The 22,249-nt window shown below is 63.8% G+C and carries 11 protein-coding genes and 3 pseudogenes; 3 read left to right on the top strand and 11 right to left on the bottom strand.

Annotated elements, in window-relative coordinates:
• Both VEI45_RS23735 and VEI45_RS23740 read left to right on the top strand, forming a co-directional pair.
• A pseudogene (locus VEI45_RS23735) lies at positions 1-95 on the top strand (oxidoreductase); the annotation flags it as partial.
• A pseudogene (locus VEI45_RS23740) lies at positions 92-492 on the top strand (hypothetical protein); the annotation flags it as partial. The pseudogenes VEI45_RS23735 and VEI45_RS23740, both read left to right, overlap by 4 nt.
• A 145-nt stretch (positions 493-637) precedes the next feature.
• On the opposite strand, the gene VEI45_RS23745 reads toward VEI45_RS23740, so the two are convergent.
• The 8 genes and pseudogenes from VEI45_RS23745 to VEI45_RS23780 form a co-directional block, all read right to left on the bottom strand.
• A complete protein-coding gene (locus VEI45_RS23745; RefSeq protein ID WP_324856964.1) occupies positions 638-1,759 on the bottom strand; it encodes a M24 family metallopeptidase in 1,122 nt (373 codons plus the stop codon).
• Positions 1,760-1,798: 39 nt separating this feature from the next.
• On the bottom strand, positions 1,799-2,971 hold the full coding sequence (locus VEI45_RS23750; protein WP_324856974.1) for a M24 family metallopeptidase: 1,173 nt from the start codon (positions 2,969-2,971) through the stop codon (positions 1,799-1,801).
• A 60-nt stretch (positions 2,972-3,031) separates the two neighbouring features.
• Positions 3,032-4,204 carry an amidohydrolase family protein gene (locus VEI45_RS23755; RefSeq protein WP_324856965.1) on the bottom strand — a complete coding sequence of 391 codons (1,173 nt, stop codon included), beginning with the start codon at positions 4,202-4,204 and terminating at the stop codon, positions 3,032-3,034.
• Positions 4,205-4,302: 98 nt separating this feature from the next.
• A pseudogene (locus tag VEI45_RS23760) lies at positions 4,303-4,647 on the bottom strand (SDR family NAD(P)-dependent oxidoreductase); the annotation flags it as partial.
• On the bottom strand, positions 4,641-5,882 hold the full coding sequence (locus tag VEI45_RS23765; protein ID WP_324856966.1) for a cytochrome P450: 1,242 nt from the start codon (positions 5,880-5,882) through the stop codon (positions 4,641-4,643). The gene VEI45_RS23765 and the pseudogene VEI45_RS23760, both read right to left, overlap by 7 nt.
• Positions 5,883-5,911: 29 nt before the next feature.
• Complete coding sequence (locus tag VEI45_RS23770) at positions 5,912-6,580, bottom strand: TetR family transcriptional regulator (RefSeq protein WP_324856967.1); 669 nt, start codon at positions 6,578-6,580, stop codon at positions 5,912-5,914.
• A 250-nt stretch (positions 6,581-6,830) separates the two neighbouring features.
• Complete coding sequence (locus VEI45_RS23775; protein WP_324856968.1) at positions 6,831-10,004, bottom strand: adenylate/guanylate cyclase domain-containing protein; 3,174 nt, start codon at positions 10,002-10,004, stop codon at positions 6,831-6,833.
• 74 nt (positions 10,005-10,078) lie between these two features.
• Positions 10,079-10,966 (bottom strand): phthiotriol/phenolphthiotriol dimycocerosates methyltransferase, encoded by an 888-nt coding sequence (locus VEI45_RS23780; protein WP_324856969.1) that lies wholly within the window; start codon positions 10,964-10,966, stop codon positions 10,079-10,081.
• Between VEI45_RS23780 and VEI45_RS23785 the strand changes: the two genes are divergently transcribed.
• The gene (locus VEI45_RS23785; RefSeq protein WP_324856970.1) at positions 10,965-12,692 is read left to right on the top strand and encodes an AMP-binding protein; all 1,728 of its coding nucleotides are present in this window, start codon (positions 10,965-10,967) and stop codon (positions 12,690-12,692) included. The two genes, VEI45_RS23780 and VEI45_RS23785, sit on opposite strands and share 2 nt — an antisense overlap.
• A gap of 314 nt (positions 12,693-13,006) precedes the next feature.
• On the opposite strand, the gene VEI45_RS23790 is transcribed toward VEI45_RS23785, so the two are convergent.
• The 3 genes from VEI45_RS23790 to pks2 form a co-directional block, all read right to left on the bottom strand.
• Positions 13,007-14,263 (bottom strand): glycosyltransferase, encoded by a 1,257-nt coding sequence (locus VEI45_RS23790; RefSeq protein WP_324856971.1) that lies wholly within the window; start codon positions 14,261-14,263, stop codon positions 13,007-13,009.
• Positions 14,264-14,358: 95 nt separating this feature from the next.
• A complete protein-coding gene (locus tag VEI45_RS23795) occupies positions 14,359-15,789 on the bottom strand; it encodes an acyltransferase (RefSeq protein ID WP_324856972.1) in 1,431 nt (476 codons plus the stop codon).
• Positions 15,780-22,190 carry a sulfolipid-1 biosynthesis phthioceranic/hydroxyphthioceranic acid synthase gene (gene pks2 / locus VEI45_RS23800; protein WP_324856973.1) on the bottom strand — a complete coding sequence of 2,137 codons (6,411 nt, stop codon included), beginning with the start codon at positions 22,188-22,190 and terminating at the stop codon, positions 15,780-15,782. The genes VEI45_RS23795 and pks2 overlap by 10 nt, the downstream gene beginning before the upstream one ends.
• Between the last annotated feature and the right edge of the window lie 59 nt (positions 22,191-22,249).

Raw genomic sequence — 22,249 nt, forward strand, 5'->3', positions numbered from 1 at the left:
AAGACATCGCCGACGCAGTGCTGTACATCGTCACCCGCGACCGGAGAGTGGCCGTCAACCACATGTTGGTCCGCGCTGCCGAACAGACCTGGTGAACGACGCAGCGGCCGACGATCGTTGGGTCACCGGCGATCACTTCGGGCTTCCCATTCCCGCAGACCCCGCCGCGTTGTGCGACGGTGGCACAGCGTTTCTCACCCGAGCGTTCCGCGTCTCGGGTGCGCTGAGCGCCGACAACGCCGTCACCCGCATCGGCCGGTTTGAAGAAGTTCCGGGCGGAAGCACCGGCCGGAAGCTGCTGCTGCGCATCGAGTACGAGAAGCCTGATGTCCGCACCCACACCGACTTGTTCGTGAAGTTCTCCCGCGACTTGGACAACACCATTCGTGACCGGGGTAAGACGCAGATGGAGTCTGAGGTCTCTTCGCGTCGTTGTCCGGCGCGCCCGGGTTCCCGATCGCCATACCCGCCGCTCAGTTCGCCGACTACCACACGCTCGCTGAGCCGCAACGATCCCAACATCAAAGACGACGAGAGCGTCCGCGCGCCGTTGCAGATGCTCAGTAATGCGTTGAACCTTTGGGAAACAGCGAAATTCGGCGATCTTCTCGATGGCGCGCTCAGCTGAGCTAGCTGACTACTGCCACGACGGGCTGGCGGTCAACACCTCGGACCCGCTGTCGGTGATGACGACCGTATCGCGGTGCAGTACCGCACCGACGCCTTCCTGCCACACGTAGCCGGTCAGCGCCAACACCATCCCCGGATCCAGATGTTCGCGTTCGGCGGTGGCCGGAAGCTGCCGGGAAATCACCGGCGGATCGAAGCCGAGCCCCAGCCCGTGCGCGACCGCCATCGGCGGCAGCGGCTCGCCGGCAAGGTCGTAGGCCGCGAGCAGATCACTGGCCGGCGCACCGGGACGGCAGGCAGCAATCAGCCTGTCCCACAACTCGTTCGAGCGCTGATAGAGCTTGTGCGTGGACCCGTTCTCGACGTCGCCGACCGGCCAGGTCCGGCCCACCTCTCCGACGTATCCGTCGGCCAGGGCTCCGGCAGCCACGGCGACCAGGTCACCCGAGCTCACCTGGCCGTCGCCGGTTGCGCGCCGCCAGGGGTGTTGCCGCGAGGTCACCCATGCGGCGTCCTGGGTAGCCGGCGTGCTCACCCCGCCCGCGGCCATCGCCTCCAATACCGCACCGGCCAACGTCTGCTCGGAAAGCCCGGGCCGCAACTCCGCGACGGCAGCGGCGACACCCGCCTCGGCGACCCGCAGCGCGGTGCTCATCGCCGCGATTTCGTCGGGCGTCTTGATCCGCCGCGCGGTCCGCATCGCCACTTCACCGTCGATGAGTTCGGCATTCGGAAACGCCATCGGTAGCAACTTGGCGAAAGTCGGTGATAACGCGTCGGTTCCGACTCGCCGGGCGGTCGATGCGCCGTCGATGTTTTTCAGCACCGTGATCAGTGTCATCGGGTTCCAGGCCAGACCGTAGAGCCGGTCACGGCCGATCTCCTCTGGGATTCCCTCGTCAGCGGTGCTGTTCAAAAAGATCTCGCCGCTGGCTCGCACGACCACGCAGACCGGACCGAACGGCCGCGTCCCGGCGATCCACAATTGCGGCGCCCCGGTGACGTAACGGACATTGGCCTGTCGTCCGAGCACCAGGATGTCGATATCGTGGGCGTCCATCTGCGCCAGCGCCCGTTGGCGACGACCTATCCGCAACGCTCGGCCGTCCGGCGAAATCTCAGTTGCCATCGGCGCTACTCCTCCGCATCGCTTCGCAATGCATCGTCGTCAGCGCGCGCCATAGGGTGTATAGGGGTAGTCGGTAATCGGCAAGTAGCCGTCTTCGGTGATCACCACGACCTCCTCACTGCGGTAGCCGCCGGTGCCGTCCTCCCATATCACCGGCTCCAGCACCAGCACCATGCCGACCGGAAACACGAAGTTGTCGTCGTACTCCTCGCCCAGATCTGTTCCGATCATGGGCGGCTCGGCGGGGTAGGTGCCGATGCCGTGTCCCAGATAGAAGTGTGGGAGCCAGGGCTTACTGCCGCCGTTGGCGGCGATCGCCGCGCGCGCGAGATCACCTGATGTCGCACCGGCTTTGGTCACCTTCAGCACCGCGTCGAGGATATGCCGCCACTGGTCGAATTGCGCTTGCTGGCGCGCTGAAGGCTTGTCGCCGACTAACCAGGTACGACCGAAATCCGAACAGTACCCGGCGTAGCTGATGCTGACGTCAGTCCACAGCACGTCACCTTTGGCGAGTTCGCGCTCCGCGGTCAGCAGCGGCAGCGCAAGGTCGCCGTGCGTCGTCCACACCCCCTCGGCACGCGATGGCGGCATCACCTGCCAGATCGCCTCGAGCATGTTGGCCGTCGCGCCCAATTCGAACGCCCTGCGCACCAACTTGGCTGACAGATCGGTTTGCCGTACGCCGGGCGCCAGCTGCTTTTGCACGTCGGCCATGGCCTGCTCGGTGATGCGAGTGGTTTTTTGAAGGCACGAAAGCTGGTCCGGTGTCTTGACCAGATTCGCCGCGGCCACCACCGCCGCCGCATCCGACGGCGGTCCACCGGGGAAAAGCCGATCCGCGGCCCGGCGCATCGCCCCGGTCAACTCATCGACAGCGACAGTCGCCCTGGGCGGTATCAGATCACCGATCACCCGCGCGAAATGCTCGACGCCTTCCTCTAATTCGAGATAGAGCGGACCGTGCAGATGATCCGCAGGCACCTGCGATTCCGACGCGGTTCCCTCACGGAACGGGATGAACAGATGGGGATGCTCGTCGGTGGCCAGCACGATCGCCACCGGCCGCTCAACGTGGGACAGGCCCGCGTCCAGCACCGGCCAACTGGCACCGGTCGCGTACACCACGTTGTCGTTCATCAGCAGGATCAGCGCATCGACGCCGTTATCGGCCATCGCCGATCGAAGCCGCGCACCGGTCTCGCGACGCATCCGCGACCAGTTGGGCTCGTCGGGGATGACCAGCGTTTGGGCACTTGAAGTAGTCGCCACTTATAAACCCAGGAATTTCTTGATATTGCCGCTCACGATGCGGGCGGCGTTCTCCGGACCGACCGCCTCGACCACCGCCGCCAGCGATTTCTCGGAGTAGCCGAACGTACTCTCGTTGTGCGGGTAATCCGATGACCACATCACCTTGTCGACGCCGATCTGCTCGATCAGGTTCAGGCCCAGCGGGTCGACGATGAACGACGCACTCATGTGGGTGTCCCAGTAGTAGCGAATTTCGTGCTCCAGCGGGTGGTCGAGCATGTGCTGATACGACGCCAGCACGTGCTCGGCATCCTGCAGCGCCGGCGGAATCCATGCGATACCGCCTTCGAACCATCCGATCCGCAACCGCGGATGACGATCGAGGATGCTGCCGAAGATGTATTTGGAGAACATCTCCCGGAACCCGTCAATGTTGACCATCATGGCGACGGCGACGTTGTTGACCTCGCACGGGGCCTTCGGCGGGGTCTCGCCGATGTGATGCGTCACCGGCAGCCCGGATTCCTCGATCGCCTCCCAGACTGGGCGCATCGCGGTGCACGCGTAGTCGAGCATGTTGCCGTCGTCGTCGTTACCCGGGTTCAGCGGTAACAGGAACGTCTTGAGGCCCAACGCCTTCAGCTCCGCCAGCGTCCGTCGCGCGCCGTGCGGATCCCACCAGTTGATCAGACCCACACCGAGGAAGTGACCGTCCGACCGCTCTTGCAGATCGGCGATGTACTCGTTGTAGATTCGGAAAATGCGTTCGCGGAGTTGCTTGTCCGGGAAGTGGAACAGGGCCAGCACCGCGTTCGGGAAGGCCAGTTCCCGGTCCACGCCGTCCTCGTGCAACTCGCGTATCCGAGCTTCGATGTTGTTCGTCGCGGCGCCGGCCAGATCGTCGTATTGCATCAACACCGCGCTGAAGACTTCCGGTAGAAAGGACTGTCCCTGCTGGCCCACCTGGTAGGCGCCGTCTTCGTACCAGATCCGCGGTGCGCTGTCCTTGAGGTCGTCCGGGAAGCGCTCGTAGAAGATGTCGGCCGCCAACGAGATATGAGTGTCGGCTGAGAACACCTCGGTGCCCGCGGGAAGGCCAACGTTGCCTTGGGCGTGACCGCGACGATTCTTCGGCGCGCCGAAGCCGCCGGGCGGGTAGAGCACACTCGCTTGGGTCCTCGCGTAAGTCACTGTTCCAGCGCACCAATCAGTTTCAGATCCGTCAGATATTTGCAGATTAGCTCCTTGGACAGCCGCGGTACGGCCAGTCCGGATTTCTCGACGGCGGCCGCGAAATGCCCGAGGTGGTTGGCGCCGAATTGCAGCTCGAATCCGTCGTTGGTTTCTTCGCGCCGACCGTCGGCGATCAGCTCCTCTCCCAGTCCCGCAACGCTTTTCGGCGAAGATAGGTCGAGATGCTTGATCGTCAGCTTGGCGTCGGGGACGCCTGCGCGGATCTTGTCGATCGCGGCTTCGCCCTTGGCCCGGTTGCGGATTGCCATGACAACGTCGGCACCTGCCATCGCCAACCGCCGGGCCAGGCCGAAGCCCAGGCCGCTGTTGGCTCCGGTCACCACCGCCAATCTGCCCGACAGGTCGGGCACCGTCAGCGTGAGATCGCTGCCGCTCACCATGTCACGGGTAGTTCGTACAGCCCGTAGGCCAAGGCATCATGTTTGAACGGCAGCTGCTCAATCGGAACCGTCAGCCGCAGTGTCGGGATACGCCGCAGCAGGGTGTGCAACACGATCTGCAACTCCATCCGGGCTAGCTGCTGTCCGACACATTGGTGCCGGCCGTAGCCGAAGCCGACGTGCGGATTGTCCTCCCGTTGCAGGTCCAGCTGATCCGGGTTGGGGTAGCGACGAGCATCCCAGTTCGCCGGCGGGACGTCGAGGATGATGCCCTCGCCGGCGCGGATTACCTCGCCGCCGATGTCGATGTCCTCGATGGCGACCCTGCGCTGACCGGTCTGAATGATACTCAGGTAGCGCATCAACTCTTCGACAGCGGTGGCGATCACCTTCGGATCCTCGGCGTCGCGCAACAGCGCCAGCTGATCGGGATGCTCCAACAGCGCCACGATCGCCAGGCTGATCATGTTGGCGGTGGTCTCGTGCCCGGCGATCAGCACGCCAGTGGCCAACTGCGCGGCTTCCCGGACGCTGAGCTCCTCGGCGTTGACCCGCTCAGCCAGGTCGGACACCAAATCTTCGCTCGGGTCGTCCGCTTTGGCGCGGACCAGGTTGGCGATGTATCTCGCGAGCGCGACAGCGCCTTCGGCCGACTCCTCGGCGCTCGCGTAGCGGCCCATCCCCTTGTGCGCCTGCTCCTGGAAGAAGTCGGCATCGGAGTACGGCACGCCCAATAGTTGACTGATCACCAGTGACGGGACTGGCAACGCCAGTGCGCTGACGAGATCGGCCGGTTGAGGACCAGCCAGTATCGCGTCGATGTGGTCGTCGGCGATTTTCTGGACGGCCGGGCGCAGGCCTTCCACTCGCTTGAAGGTGAACGGCTTGGACAGCATGCGGCGAAATCTGGTGTGTTCCTCGGCATCTGAGGTGAAGACCGAGCGTGGCCGTTTGTGCACTGTGGCCAACATGCCTTCGTTCCAGTGCGGGTAGCCCGGCCGGCGATCATCGACACTGGCACGAGAATCCGCGAACAGTGCACGTATCGCTTCGTAACCGGTGATCAACCACGGCGTGCTGCCATCCCAAATCCGAACTCTGCTAAGAGGTTTGACGGCGTTAAGAGCCAACACCTCCGGCGGCGGCGCCAACGGGCAACCCGCCGCCCGGGCCATCGGATAGTCGGGCACCTCCGCTGCGACCTCGCTTATCGTTTCGGTCGAAATGTCTGCCATCGCGCTCCTTGGGGCAAGGCGAACTCAGATCAATGAGACGGCAGGACCTGCGTGCGGTGAACCGGCGCACGCCACAAGCCGACGATCGCGTCGACCAGCCCGTCGGCCGCGATCGGCCAACTGGACCGCGACCGCGGCCCGTGTTCGGCGAGCTCTCCTTCATGCTCGGCACAGGTGTGCATCAGCAGGTTGCGCGCCATCACCATCCGTTCGAAGCGGACCCGCTTCGGCAGATCCGGCAGGCATCGGTTGATGCCGTCGATGGCCCGGACGAGCATGGGTGATCCCAGCGCATCCTTGGTAACCACCTGCCGATATGTGGGATCGGCCATCGCCTGCGCGGCGAAGCGCGCGTACCAGCTCGGGTTACCCAGAGCCGCCAAGTGGTCGGTGAGCGGGTGCACCAGCGTGCCCACCCAGTCCCGGAGTTCGGTCGAATTGCCGATGCCGGCCAGCAGCTGTCCCCGCAGTTCCTCGATGGGCACCCGGTGCTTGCTTTCGATGGCCCGCAGCAAATCGGTCCTGTTGCCGAAGTGGTAACAGGCCGCCGCGTTGTTGCCCTGCCCGGCCGCGTCACTGATCTGCCGATTGGACACGGCGTACATGCCGCGCTCGGCGAACAACCGCTCAGCTGCTGACAAGATCGCTTCCCGCGTACCCGTCGACCGATCGTTGCGCAGGACTCTGGCTGCGGTCACCGCCTAAGTGAACACCCGCGCCGAGATTAAATCAAGCAGTTTATTTAACTTTTTCGACGCAGGGCGGGCGCTGCCCGGTCGGATCGGCAACGGCGCCGTGCCGGTCACGCACAGGGGTACTCGCAAATGCATAAAGCCGCCCCGCGCAGTGACAATTTCCCTAATGGAATGCTTTCTCGAACGCCGGAAGGGACAGTTGCGTTCATTAATTGCGGAGGTGCGATTCAGCGGCCCGAGGCCTCCGCGACCTTTACGGCATCGCCTCGGCCCACGCGATATGTCCATCCCAGCCAAGCGTTCTCGCCATATCGCGGTAGCGATCCCTGAAGTGCGTGTAAGCCCCGACATCGCCTTGAGCCCGCGCCAGGAAAGCCCGCAGCCGCTGCATCCAGATGTCACGTAACACCAGGCCCTCATCGGCTGGCGCAGCCGCTAACCGCTCGATTGCGGCCTCTGCTTCGGCCACGTCACGTTCGGCGCTGCGGTCCAGCAGTGTCTCCACCAGAACACTCGTCGCCGGAATGCCCCACGACAGCAGTTGTCCATCACGGACGAGATGGTCGACGGCGTCGCGCATCAGCGGTATCGCCTCGTCGCGATCTGCACGGCGAGCCGTCTCACGCGCCATGTACACGTCAAGCATTGGTAGATCGCACAAGAAATGCCCCCCGCGCAGGAACACTTCGCGAACCTCCGCCAGCAGCTTCTGTCCGCGATCACGCTCAGCATCCGTGTGGCGGTGCACCAGCGCAAGGCCCAAGGTCATCCAGGCGACACCCAACTGGAGGTTATCGCCGGATCGTTCGGCAATCGCTAGCGCATCCTCGATCTCGCGCACCGCGGAATCGTCGGGCACCAGCGCGCCCCCCGGTATCCCCGCGGAGTACACGTAGCTGACGACCGTGACGTAGGACAGGGAGTCGGCGCCCTGCGCCACGGCCAGGCCGCGCCGCAGGTCGTCTCGCCATCCGGGACGACCCAGGGTGTAACGGGCGATAGCCCGCTGCGTGAAGGCAAGCGCTAAGGGAGACCCGAAAAGGAAGTTGCCCTTAGAGGGGTCACCGCCAGCAAGGTCAATGACCCTCTGCGACAAGCGAAGCATCTCACACCACTCGCCAGTTGCCATCTTGGCGCGGATCGGCGTGAAGGACAGCCCTACCGTCAAGGTTGGATCGCCGATGGACTCGATGAGGGTGATGGCTTCGGAAGCCAGCCGCGACGCCTCGCGCACCCGGTCCTGGAACGTGTGATCCACCACCAGCCCTGCCATCGCGATGGCCAGTGACGCCTTGTCCCCTGCGGCGCTGCACAACTTCCGCATCTCATCGAAGCGGTCCCCGACGTTATGCACATGCACCCGCCAGGCGATTCCGCACAACATGGTGCGAGGAGCAATGCACATAGCTGCCCGGTATGGCTCATCGGCGGGCAATGCGTCGGCGATCTTCGTGGCACTTTCCCAACTCAAACGCGCCGCGGCGATGTCGCGGTAAGTCGCCCACTTTGCCGCGCGCATGTGCCAGCTGTAGGCGTCCCGCAAGTCACCCGCGGCTTCGAGATGTTCGGCGATCAGCGCCGCGTTCTGGTCGGCCGATTCCGGCTCGCGGGCCGCGATAGCAGCGGCCAGACGCCGGTGCATCTGGGCGCGATCGGATTTCAGTTGTGATGCGTAGGCCACTTTGCGGATCAGCGGGTGACGGAAGGCGAACTCGTCGCCGGGTGTAAAACGGACCTGATCGATCAGCGCGGCCCTCAGGAGCGCGTCGAGTACAGGGGCATTGCCCACAGCGGCGAGTAACTCAGGCGTGAAGCGCGAGCCGACCACTGCCGCGGCGTTAAGCGTCTGCTTGGCATCAGGATCCAGACGGTCGATGCGCGCGGCGATGGTGGCGTACAGGGTGGCCGGGACGGTGACCTCGGCCAGATCTGTGCCGCAGGTGAAACCGCCGCGGTCACCCTCCAGCACAGCGCGCTCGGCGAGCTCGCGCACCATCTCCTGTGCGAAAAACGGGTTCCCGCCCGCCCGTTCGGCAACGAGCGCTTTGATCCCGGCGACCGACGGATCGGTGCCCAACAACTCGTCGAGCAGGGCCGCGGTTTCCGAATCACTCAAGGGCGCCAGCGAGATCGTCTGCGCGCCAGGCACGTTCGCGAGTGCGCCGCGATACTCGGGGCGGTAGGTGATTAGCACCATCGACGGCGTTTGGGGTATGACGGTGAGGAACTCGGCCAGCATCGACTCGCTGACCTCATCGATCCAATGCGCATCCTCCATGACGCGGAGGACCGGTTGGGTGCGGGTCAACGAAATAGAGTTGATCAGTGCGGTCAACCGCCGTCGCCGCGCGTCGGGATGGATCGTGGGGGGCGGCGTGTCGGGGTCTCGAATGCCCATCAGGTCATAGAGCAGCAACACATCCTCATCGGAGGCATCGGGGACCCTGGCGCGCACCTGTGCGCGCGCCGTCTCATCGTCGAGCTCGGTTATTCGGAAGGCTTCGCGCAACAGCCGCGCCGCCACAAGAAAGGGGACATCGCTGGTATGCGACTCGCAGAAAACCGACAACACCTCAACACCACGACCACGGGCTATCGCGACCGCCTCATCGGCGAGCCGCGTCTTGCCGATTCCCGCCGGTCCGGCGATACAAACGACGCATCCCCGCCCGCTGATCGATCGATCCAGGAGGCCTGTGATCGTTGCAACTTCGAGCTCTCGCCCTACCAACGCGCCTTGCACGGAGCGACTTCGTTGAGGCTCGTCGGCCAGGCTAAGAAGACGACGGGCCAGCAGCGGAACATCGCTGCCCTTGATCTGCACCTCCTCGGCGTCGGCCAGCAGGACGGCGTGCTCAACGAGTCGGGCGGTGGATTCGCTCAGCATCACCCCACCCGGCGGTGCCACAGATTCCATCCGTTGCGCCATCCCGACTTGCTCACCGATCGCGGTGTAGCTGAACGGTGCTGAACCGATTTCACCCGCGATCACTCGACCGGAGTTCAGTCCCACCCGCAACTGAAGCTCCACACCGTCGCGCTCTAGGACGTCGACAGCAAGCCGCCTGATCTCCTCCTGAATACCCAAGGCCGTTAGACAGGCGCGAACAGCGTGGTCCTCCATTGCGACAGGTGCGCCGAATACCGCCATGATCCCGTCGCCGGTGAACTTGTCCACCGTGCCTCCGTAGCGGTGCACCACCTTGGTGCAGCGGTCGACCAGTTCGGCCATGATTTCGCGCAACCGCTCCGCACCGACGGCCATGGCGATCTCCATGGAATGCACCACGTCGGCGAACAGCACCGACACTTGCTTGTACTCCGCGTGTGCGGCGGGCTCGGCAACCGGCGAGCCGCATCCGTGACAGAACCGCCCATTCTCGAGGAGCTCGGTCCCGCACGTCGGGCACGCCGCTACGGCCGTCATCCAACCCTCCGCCAATCCTGGCCCCAATGTCTAAGAATAGGCCGTTGGACACTCCGCAACAGCATCACGCCGCCTCAATCCCTGGCGAAGCAGAACAACCGATACGAAGCCTCGCTGTTTTCCAGACGGCGGTAGATCAACGAGCCCCGCCCACCTGCATAGTCATTGGCTATGCCGCGCAAAAACGCGATATTCGGCAGACGACGAATGATCTGGCCTGCAAGCCGATTCTTCTCCAGCCCGCGCATAACCTCCGCATTGATGACCTGTTCCGATACCAGGCGCATGGGGATGTTGGCAAGGTCCGCCTCCCAGGCGGGGATTTCGTCGGCGTAGCGGATATCGGCGTACAGGAAATGCCCTCCCGGGCGCAGCACACGCTCCACTTCCGCGAAGAAACGGGGGACGTTTTGGTAGTTGATCGCGGCTTCTACATTGATCACCGCGTCGAAGGACTGATCGGGAAAGGGCGCTCTCTCGGCCTTGCCTTGCACGAAGTCCAAGCCGGGAAGGTTGTGCCTCTTTCGGCAGAACTCTATGCCGACCGTGTTCAAATCCAACCCCGTGTAGGAGGCTGGGTGCAGGGTCCGCATTAGGTACGAAGCGCCGCCGCCGTGGCCGCAACTGACCTCCAGCACGTTTTTGCCGGCGAGGTCCACCTGGGTCGCCGTGCGGTGGTAGAGCTGGATGGGAAACCGGTCGGGCTCGTCGGACGCCGCCAGCGGCAGAGCCATCGGCGGATCCTCCTCATATCCGTAATTGAGGAACAACACGTCGTCCCTTGTAAGCAAGCGGCTTAGGAACCGGTAGCCGTATTTGAAGCGCAAATTCAAGAGTTTCAGGAAGATTGGGTTGCGGTTCAGCCGGTCGATGAGACTTTCGGTCGGCGTACGTTGGAGCCGGTCATCGTCTCCGGCGCAAGACCGGCGCGGTGGTGATGGTCGAGGTAACCTGACGCCCATGCTTAAGTGTCCCATTCCGACCCTGCTCCGCGAACGCGCCAGTCTGCAGCCCAATCGGACGGCGTTCACGTTTATGGATTACGAACAGGACCGGGCCGGCATTGCCGAAAGCCTGACGTGGTCGCAGCTGTATCGACGAGCGCTTAACCTTGCACACGAACTCAGACTTCACGGGTCAACTGGCGACCGCGCTGTGATATTGGCGCCACAAGGACTTGACTACATTACCGCGTTTCTTGGCGCATTACAGGCCGGACGCATCGCGGTTCCGCTGGGTGGCACCAGCGATGAACGTGTTGATACGGTGCTGCGTGACGCATCGCCCTCTGCCGTTCTCACGACATCCCGTGTCGCAGGCAATATCGCCGAGTATGTCGAGTCGAAGTCCGGTGAATCCGCTCCATCGGTTATCGAGGTTGATTTGCTGGATCTCGACTCGAAGAAAGGGCCTGACGCGCGGGTCGATAGTTCAACAGACACCGCGTACTTGCAATACACGTCCGGATCGACCCGCTCCCCCGCCGGGGTCATGGTTTCGTACAAAAACATCATGGCCAATTTCGAGCAGATCAATGCCGACTTCTTCGGGGATCACGGAGGCGTTGCCCCACCGGACACTACTGTGGTGTCCTGGCTGCCGTTCTATCACGACATGGGACTGCATCTTGGAATCATCTTTCCGGTTCTGACGGGATTTTGTGCTGTGCTCACGAGCCCAGTCGCATTTCTGCAGCGGCCAGCTCGGTGGATGCAATTGCTGGGAAGGAACAGTCACGCACTTTCGGCAGGACCTAACTTTGCATTCGAATTGGCGGCACGAAAAACATCAGATGACGACCTGGCCGGGCTTGATCTCGGAAATGTGCTCAGCATCCTCAACGGTAGCGAGCGGGTACAGCCTGCGACACTGCGGCGCTTCACTGAGCGGTTCGCCAGCTTCAACCTTCAGGACAGGGTGTTACGACCCTCATATGGAATGGCAGAAGCAACGTTGTATGTCGCGACCCGCGAAGCGGGTCAACCACCACAAATCGTTCATTTCGAATCCGAAAAACTGACCGCGGGCCTCGCGAAGCGGTGGACAAGCGGAGGCGGTACACCGCTGGTCAGTTACGGCGTGCCGCAGTCACCGATGGTGCGCATCGTCGATCCCGAGACCAGTCTTGAGCGTCCGGCGGGAACGACCGGTGAGATCTGGGTGCACGGAGGCAACGTTGCTTCCGGCTATTGGCAGAAACCCCAAGAGTCTGAGCAGACATTCGGCGCAACGCTTGTTGCTCCCTCGGCCGGCACCCCCGAAGGGCCGTGGCTGAGAACCGGAGATTTGGGCTTCATCTCCGACGGCGAGCTGTTCATCATCGGCCGTATCAAGGATCTTTTGATCGTGTATGGGCGTAACCACTCTCCCGACGACCTCGAGGCGACGATTCAGAGCATTGCGCCGGGACGGTGCGCGGCGATCTCGGTTCCGGATAAGGGCACGGAAAAGCTCGTCGCCATCATCGAGCTCAAAAACCGCGCCGACTCCAACGAAGAGGCGGTTAATAAATTCGAGGTCGTCAAACGTAAAGTTACGTCTGCGATATCCAATATGCACGGACTCAGCGTCGCGGATCTCGTTGTGGTTGCACCTGGTTCGATTCCCATCACCACCAGCGGCAAGGTCAGAAGAGCGGCCTGTGTGGAGCGGTACCGGCAGAATCAGTTCGCCCGCTTGGACGCTTAGTGCTAGGGCGAATTGGTACTCGCAGCGAAAAATCCTGAGGCCGCTTCACTGGCGACTCAGCACGCGCAGGACGCTGTGAGGTCGTCGTGAAGCTCCCGAACATGCTGCACACACCGAATCCGAGCGCACCTTAGCTGCCGTGCGTCACCGGTTAGGCCGCAACGCTTTCCACTTCCTGTGCGAAGACAGGCTCGGCTCCGGAGTACCTTCCCAGGTCAGGCCCCACCTGCTATGCCCTCCCAACGGCTAGGTGGATAGCCCGCAAAGGCGGCCGCAGGACCTGCTCGCCGAGGGCTGGCGGGTAAGAATGAACATCAGTCAACACGCTTCCTGCGAGCGGTACCTTCTAAGAGATCAGCGGACGCAGTAGCGCTTTCGGCAGGCTTGGTCATCCGGGTAGCGAGCTCGCGGGCCCGGGCGACATATTGCGCGGTGAGGACGGTGCGCAAATCCGCGACCAGCGACTCCTGGCTAGTGCTCGAAAAACGCCGGGCGGTGCCCACCTTCAGCCGTTTGACCGCAGCCCCCCAAAGCGGCTGATCACCCAGCATCCAGAGGATCAACGTGGGAACTCCGGCTCGCAGGCCCGCAGCCGTGGTGCCCGCGCCACCGTGGTGCACGACCGCGCGACATCCCGGAAGGATGGCCGTGTGGTTCGCCGCCCTCACCACCTTGACATGCTCGTAATGCGGGACGTCGCTATAGTCGGTCCAGCCGGCACAAACCAACGCCCGCTCGCCCAGCTCCGCGCACGCCTCGCTGATCATGCCAAGTGTGTCGGCGGGGGATTCGACCGGCATGCTGCCGAAACCGAAGTAGATGGGCGGTGTTCCCGCGGCAATCCACGATGCGACCTCACCGTCGGCATCCGTCGGCAACTCCATCGTCAGCGCGCCGACGAAGGGTCGCCGGTCGTTCCATTCCACCGCGAGGCCCGGAAAGCAAGCCTCGTCGTAGGCCTGGATTTCGAGCGATTTACGTTCCGCCATCCGTTTCGCCGCAGGGGCCGCTGCCCTCGGTAGGCCCAGTCCACGGCGTTGAGCGTCGTCGACGTCCTGGGTAATGCGCCAATACAGCCACCAAACCGCCCTCATCGTGGAGCGGACCACGGGCGTCGGCAACGGTATCGACGGAAGGGCGAGTTGGCCATTAACGCAGATCGGGATGTAGTGGAGTCCGGCCAACGGAATGTCGTAGTACTCCGCGACGTTGGCGACGACTCCCTGGTACGTCTGGCCGGTTACCACCAGGTCGGCCCCGTCCGCCAGTGAAGTCAGCGTCCTGCCCATCTGCGCCCAGCCCTCGACGAAAAGCTCCCTGCCCGCGCGCACCAAGTTGACCGGATTCTGCAGCTCGAAGGCGTGGTGAACGAAATCCGCGGCCCCGTGCACTCCCTCCTGCGAATCCGGCCCGTAACCGACCGCCGCAAGCCCGGCCGACTCCACGAAGCCAACCAGGTTAGGTGGAACCGCCATGCGCACTTCGTGCCCTCGCCGCAGCAGCTCCAGACCGACGGTGGCGCTGGGCTCGACGTCGCCGCGAGTTCCATTGGCGGCCAAGACAACTTTCATCGATGGCACCCGGCCCTTCAGTTATCGTCCGCGTAGGCAAGGTCCGTGACTTCGGTCATTGCCGGTCGTTGTTCTCCTGATCGTTCGTCGTTGATTCAGGCTGGGGAACCCGCATGACGTCCGTCGGCGACCCGCCTAAACACAGATTTCATCGCACTCAGATATCGGGTCACGGAGTCCCTGGCGACCGGATTGTTCTGGAAGTTGACCCATATCGACACCTCATCGAAGAGACGAATTACCGAGATATAGAGGTGCGCCGGATCCCTGGGGTCGCAGTAGATTCTGACATTCGCGTCCTTCATGTGGGAGGTGACGGTAGCGGAAAATGGAGGAAGGCCCGCATCCATATAGTTGACCATGGTGCAGTTCGGCCCCCATTCCCTAAGCCAAGGCGCCAACTTTAATATGTCGTTAAAGGACACATTCGCGAGGTCTAGATTCGAATCGAAGGAAGCCTGCGCCGCACGGGCAGTCTCTTGGAAAGACGTCGGGTTGATAGGCACAGTGAACGGAACCACACCAGTGAACCACCCCATTGTCGAAAATTCCGCTAGCGACCTGCGCTTATCAATCGGCGCGAGTCCGTAATATGTTTTGGCGCCGGTCAACTCATATTGCGCGAGAGCTACACAGGCAAACAAACCACCGCTGAAGCGGGCGCCGGCCTCCACGCAGAGAGATTCGAATTCGGCTGTCTGGTCCTGATCCATCAGCCGTTCGACAATGAGGTCGCCACCAGAGGCTACCGACACGTCACCAAGCGGCAGTGGGAAGTCCGGCAGCGTTCCGCCGTTGTTTTCGGCAAACTCGATCCACTTACGGACCTCAGGGGAATCCAAGGTCAGAGCAGACACGCGCTGGTTTTCCCGCATGCAGAAATCGTCATGACTGGCCGGAGGTGGCAACTGAACGAGCGCGCCGCCGGTCACAAGAACACGGTAGTTCATCACGATCTCGGTGTACAACCCAGAAATAATCGTCGGGTCACAGTGGAGGTGATCGACAATCGAAAAAAATGTGAAGTGGTCCGCGCACTGAATAATGCCGAACCTGAAGCAATCCCACTCCACCGGATCAGGGGTAGACAGGACAAATTGGTGCCACTCACTTGGCGTCATGTCACCATGCTGGATCGGGAAAAATTCAATGTCGGCGGGATCACCGATAGTATGCCGAACGATGCGTTCCGCATCTGCGTACTCGAACCAACTGTGATACGTCTTGTGCCGACGGAGGTGCAAGTTGATGACGTAACTCATGGCACGGACATCGCACCGACCGGGTTCGTCTCCGGAGCCGATTACTAGCCGTGCATAATTGAGCCCCCGGTCCGCATAGCGGGAAAAGCCGCGAAGATGGGCTTCTTGCATAGCGCTGAGCGGCACATCACTTACCGGAGCTTGCCGGGCTTTCTCAAGCGAGGCGGGCGATGCTTGCCACGACACGATTCTGCCCGGCTCCGGCACCCAGTCATGAACTGTTCCCACGAAGAGCCCGCGCGCTGACCCTGCACCTACGAACACCCATCCCTCCTTGAGTCCAGCACCTGCGGTTCAGCGGACATTTCGATGTGCCGACCTATCGCGACGGCGCCGAGCCGGCTTGTGGGATCCAGCTTTTCGCATAGCAGCCCGGCCAAACCCTGAATCGTGGTGATGTCGTTGGTGGTGACGCGTATCCCTGTTTCGGCCTCGATGCGGGTGCGCAGCTCGAGGTTGCCCATAGAGTCAAGGCCATATTCGGAGAGGGGGTGATCCGGATCGATGGTGCGACGCAGAATCAGGCTGACCGCGTCCGAGATCATGCGACGGAGGCGGGCGGGCCACTCCTCCGGCGGCAGCGCGTGCAACTCGTTAAGCAATTCACCTGTGTCCGTTGAGCTTTGGCCCTTGGACCGGAAAAATTCAGCGAACCGGCTGCGTTGCGCGTAAGCGGCGAACCACGGCGTTCCCGTCATCTTTGCATACCCTGAGTACGCGCGGTCGTGGCACAGTAGTGCCTGGAACGCGTAGGCGCCCTCGTCGGCAATGAAAGCGGTGTCACGCCAGTGCGCGATGGCGGTGCCTTCGCCGCCCTGTCCGGGAGCCACGTCTTCGCCGGTCTCGGCTCGGAGTTCGGCGGCGCGACCGACCTCGGCCCACAATGCCCACCCGATCCCGGTAGCGGGAAGGCCCTGGGTTCGGCGCCACCGCGCGAATGCGTCCAGCCAGCTGTTAGCCGCGGCGTACGCCCCTTGCCCGGGCGAGCCCACCAGAGCTACCGCCGAGGAGAACAAGCAGAACCAGTCCAGCGGCAGAGTCGCCGTGGCCTGGTGTAAGTTCCACGCACCGTAGACCTTTGGAACCCAGTTGCGGTCGATGAGCTCGTCGGTCATGTTGGCCAGCATCGCGTTCTCGAAAACCGCAGCGGCGTGCAGCACCCCGCGCAGCGGAAGCCCGGTGGCGGTCGCCACGGTCACCAAACGCGCCGCCGTGCCGACTTCGGCGATGTCGCCGCATTCCACCTCGATGTCGGTGCCCATCGTTCGGATGAGCTCGATCGTCTCCAGCGCCTTGGGATTGGGCTGAGAGCGGGAGCTGAGCACGATGCGGCCACAACCGGCCGCGGCCATCTTCTCGGCGAGGAAGAGTCCGAGGCCACCCAAACCGCCGCTGACGATGTAGGAGCCGTCGTGCCGGAAAGCCCGGGCCTGCTCGGGCGGTACCACTACGTTGGTGCGGCCGGCCTGGGGCACGTCGAGCACGAGCTTGCCCGTGTGCTCTGCCGCGCTCATCACGCGGACGGCCGTGGCCGCATCGCCGAGCGGATAATGAGTGCTTTCCGGTAATGGCAACTCACCGTTTGCGACGAGCCGGTACACCGTGCCCAGCAGGTCGCCGATCCGTTTCGGGTGACTCTCTGACATCAGTGCCAGGTCGACGTAGTGGAACGTGAGGTTGCGATGGAACGGGAAGAGCCCCAGCCTGGTGTTGGCGTAGACGTCGTGTTTACCGATCTCGACAAATCGTCCGCCGATGGACAGCGCTTCCAGCCCGGCGCGCTGTGCGGCGCCGGTCAGGGAGTTGAGCACGATGTCGACGCCGTATCCGTCGGTGTCGCGGCGGATCTCCTCGGCGAACTCAGTGCTGCGGGAGTCGTAGACATGCTCGATACCCATGTCGCGCAACAGTGTTCGCCGCTGCTCGGTGCCGGCGGTGGCGAAGATCTCGGCTCCCGCAGCGCGGGCCATCGCGATCGCCGCCTGCCCCACGCTGCCAGTGGCGGAGTGAATCAACAGACGGTCACCAGCGGTGATCCTGGCCTGATCGTGGAGGCCGTACCAGGCGATGGCATGCGCGGTAGTCACCGCGGCCGCCTGATCGTCGGTGAGGCCCGGTGGCAGCGTCACGGCCAGGCGGGTGTCACACGTGACGAACGTTGCCCAGCAACCGTTTTTGGAGAAGCCGCCGACATGGTCACCCACTCGATGAGTGATCACGTCGGGACCGACCGCGGTCACAACGCCGGCAAAATCCATACCGAGTTGTGGTGCATCCCCGTCGATACCCGGGTACCGGCCGAAGGCCAAGAGGACATCGGTGAAGTTGATGCTCGATGCGGTGACCGCGACCTCAATCTCTCCCGGCCCAGGCGGAACGCGGTCGAACGCGGCCAGTTCCATCGTTTCCAGGTCACCGGGCGTGCGGATATGCATGCGCATACCATCGTGCGGGTGGTCCGCCACGGCGTTTCGCCGCTCCTCAGGGCGCAGTGGTGCGGGGCTCAGGCGCGCCGTGTGCCACTGGCCGTTCCGCCAGGCCGTCTCGTCCTCCTCCGACCTCCCCAGCAGTTGCCGTGCCAGCTGCTCGGCCTCGGTGTCCTCGTCCATGTCGATCTGGGTGGCGCGCAGATGCGGATATTCAGTGCTGATCGCTCGCACCAGGCCACGGAGCCCGGCGTGCTCCAGGTTCGTCACGTCCCCCGGCAACACGGTCTGGGCGTTCCGCGTTACGACGTATAGGCGCGGTGGTTCTTCGTCAATTTCCGTAATCTCCCGGGCAATTCGCGCCAGGTGACCCACATGGCCCGCGCCGCGCAGGGCACACTCCTCGTCCGGGTCGCCGTTCTTGGGGCCAGTGAGTATGACCACTCCGCTGACCTCGTCGGCACCAAGATGCGAGCCGAGCAATTCGGCGTTGGCCTGGTGATCGGAATGCTGCGGCCATGTCATGGTCGTGCAGCCGGCGCCCCCGGCCTTCAGCGCATCGGTCAGCCTTGTCGCCATGACATCTGCAGTGGCGGAAGTGCGGATCAGCAAGCATGTTCCCGGGCCGACGTGGTCCACATCGGGCAGTGTTCGTTGGTTCCACTCGATGGTCAGCAGCCGGTCGTTCAGCCCGCGTTCGCGGTTTGCGCTCTCGGAGGCCCCGATGCCGAGTTGCAGTCCGCGCACGGCCAGCAGGACCGTCCCGTGTTCGTCGAGCACATCGAGGTCGGTCTCCAACGCGGTCCCGCCGGCACTGGTCACCCTCGTATAGCAGTACTGGGCGGTGCGGGCAGGAGCGTAGGCACGGATCCGGCGTATGCGCAGCGGCAGCAGCAGACCAGCGCTACCTGCGACCTGGGCGTCGGAATGAGCCGCAACCGACTGGAAACAGGCATCCAGCAAGGCGGGGTGCACGCCGTAGGCGCCCTGTTGCGAGCGGATAGGGCCGGGTAGCCTGACCTCGGCCAGCACTGTGCCGACCGTCTCGTCCGCGCCATGCACTGCGGCCAGTCCGGCGAAAGCCGGACCATACTGCAAACCGTGCTCGTCGAACTGCCTGCGCATCTCGGCGCCATCCAGCCGGCATGAGTGAGCCGTGAGTAGGGCGGGCATGTCGTACGCCAGTGGCTGGTCCTCATCCCCTCCCGCGTGCAGCACCGCCGTCGCCCGCCGAATCTGCGTGCTTTCTTGAAAGGTCTCCACCACGAAGTCGACGACGCCCGTCGAGGTCACCGACGCGACCGCGGATACCGGGGTCTCGTCGTCCAGCAAAAGCATCGCCTCGAAACGGATGTCGCGGACCTCGGATTTCTCGCCGAGGACCGTGCGAGCCGCGGCCAACGCGATCTCGCAGTAGGCCGCCCCCGGGAGAACAGCCACATTGTGTATCCGGTGGTCGCCCAGCCAGGGCTGCGCCGCGGTGCCGACCTCACCCTGCCAAACGTGGCGCTCCGGCTCCTCGTGCAATCGCACATGCGCCCCCATCAGCGGGTGCACCGGAACCGTGCAAGCGCCGCGTGCCCGCGAATCCTGACCCCTGCGGGTCAGCAGCAGGGGGCGGTGACTCCATGCCGGTAGCGGTGCATCCACCAGCTGACCGCCTGGGTAGATCACCGAGAAGTCGATCGCCGCGCCGGCACTGTACAGATCCGCCAGGAAGCCGCGCAGCCCGTGCGGCAGCTCTTGCTCGCGGCGCATGGCGGCGAGCGCGGCCAGCGGCATGCCGAGGCTGCCGGCAGTCTCCTCGACAGCGTGGGTAAGTAGGGGGTGCGGAGCCAACTCCGCGAAGACCCGGTGGCCGTCCTCCAACGCTGCCTGTACAGCCGCGGCGAAACGCACCATGTGACGCAAATTGTCCGACCAATACCAGGCATCGCACACGGGCTGCTCGCGTGGGTCGAACGCGGTCGCGGAGTAGAAGGGCACCTCCGGTGTCATGGGGTTAAGCTCTGCCAGCACGTCGGACAGCTCGTCGAGGATCGGATCGACCTGTGGGGAGTGCGAGGCGACATCGACGGCGATCCCGCGGGCCAACACGTCTCGTTGCTCCCATGCTGTGACCAGATCGCACACCGTCTGCGTGGCACCGCCGATCACCGTGGACTGCGGTGAGGCCACCACCGCCAGCACGACGTCGTCAACGCCGCGAGCCATCAGTTCCAAAAGCACTTGCTCGGCGGGCAGTTCCACCGACGCCATCGCCCCGGAACCAGCGATCGTGGACATCAGCCGTGAGCGGCGGCAGATCACGCGCACCCCGTCTCCCAGCGATAGCGCTCCCGCCACAACCGCGGCCGCGGCCTCGCCCATCGAGTGGCCGATCACCGCACCCGGCTGCACACCGTATGCCCTCATCGTGGCTGCCAGCGCGACCTGCATGGTGAACAGCGCGGGCTGGATCCGATCGATCCCGGTCACCGTCTCGGGCGCCGAAATCGCTTCGGTCACCGAGAATCCGGACTCTCGGGCGATCAGCGGCTCCACTTTGGCGACGGTCGCGGCGAACACTGGTTCAGTCGCAAGCAGCTCGGCGCCCATCGCCGCCCACTGCGAACCCTGCCCAGAGAACAGCCATACCGGTCCTCGATCGTCCTGCCCGACCGTGGACTGATACGGAAAGTCGCCTTCGGCGACCTTGCCCAAACCCTCGGTCAGCTCGTCGAGGCTGCCTGCGATGGCCACCGTCCGCACAGGCCGGTGCGCACGCCGGCGAGCAAGGGTATACGCCAGATCCGACGCCGCAAGGTCCAGCGCGTGTGAGTCGACCCAGTCAGCGAGCCGCCCAGCGGTTTGCCGCAGTCCGTCGGCCGACGTAGCTGACAGCGGAAAGAGCAACGGGCCGTCGATGGCGGGAGTGGCTGGCGCGTCGCCCGGTGCGACCGTCTCGGGAGCTTGCTCCACAATCGCGTGCACATTGGTTCCCGAGAACCCGTACGACGAGACCGCCGCCCGCCGGGGTCCATGGTGACCGTTGCTAGGCCACGGCGTATTCTCCTGCGGCACAAAGAGGTTGGTCTCGATTTGGGCCATCTCATCGGGCAGCCGAGTGAAGTGCAGATTGCGCGGAATCACAGCATGCTGCAGCGCGAGAACCGCCTTCATCAGGCCCAGCGCTCCGGCAGCCGACTGGGTGTGCCCAAAGTTGGTCTTCACCGATGCAAGCGCGCACGGCCCGTCAAGGCCATACACCTCCGCCAGGCTGGCGTATTCGATGGGATCACCCACTGGGGTGCCGGGGCCGTGTGCCTCCACCATGCCAACGGTGCGGGCGTGCACACCCGCCACAGCCAATGCCGTCCGATAGGCCTCGACCTGTGCGGCCCGCGACGGCGTCACGATATTCACCGTGTGGCCGTCCTGGTTGACGGCCGTGCCGCGTAGCACGGCCAGGATCCGGTCGCCGTCACGGAGCGCATCCGCTAGCCGCTTGAGCAACAACACTGCGCAACCCTCGCCGGCCACGAACCCGTCGGCGGCGATGTCGAACGCATGGCAGCGTCCGGTCGCAGACAGCATTCCGACGGCCGAACCCGAGCAGGATTTGCGCGGTTCAAACGACAGCGAGGCACCGCCCGCCAGGGCAATGTCGCTTTCGCCGTCATGCAGGCTGCGGCAGGCCACATGCACTGCGGCCAGGCCGGACGAGCACGCGGTATCCACCGTCATCGCCGGACCGCGCAGTCCCATCGTGTAGGCAATCCGCCCGGAGCCCATGGCGAAGCTATTGCCCATGTATCCGTACGGCCCCTCCAATGCGTGGGCTTCAGCGTGGATTAATTGGTAGTCGTCATGCATCAATCCCATGAACACGCCGGTCCGCGAGTCGGCCAGCGTGTTCCGAGTGAGACCACCGTGCTCCATGGCCTCCCAGGAGGTTTCCAGCAGCAAGCGGTGCTGCGGATCCATCGCGGTCGCTTCACTTTCGGTGATGCCGAAAAACTCCGGATCAAAGCCGGCGACGTCATCCAGGAACGCGCCCCACTTACACACCGACCGACCAGGCACACCAGGCTGGGGATCGTAGTACTCGTCGGCGTCCCATCGGTCAGGTGGAATTTCGGTGACCAGGTCGTCGCCGCGCAACAACGCCTCCCACAACTGTTCTGGAGAGTCGATGCCTCCAGGCAGCCGGCAAGCCATGCCGATCACCGCAACCGGAGTGAGAGGCGACTTGATCATCGGGACCAAAGATATAGCCGATCCTGAGTTCCGCACCCGATTACGTACTGGCCCGAACA

It is taken from the genome of Mycobacterium sp., from assembly GCF_035623875.1.
GTDB lineage: Bacteria > Actinomycetota > Actinomycetes > Mycobacteriales > Mycobacteriaceae > Mycobacterium.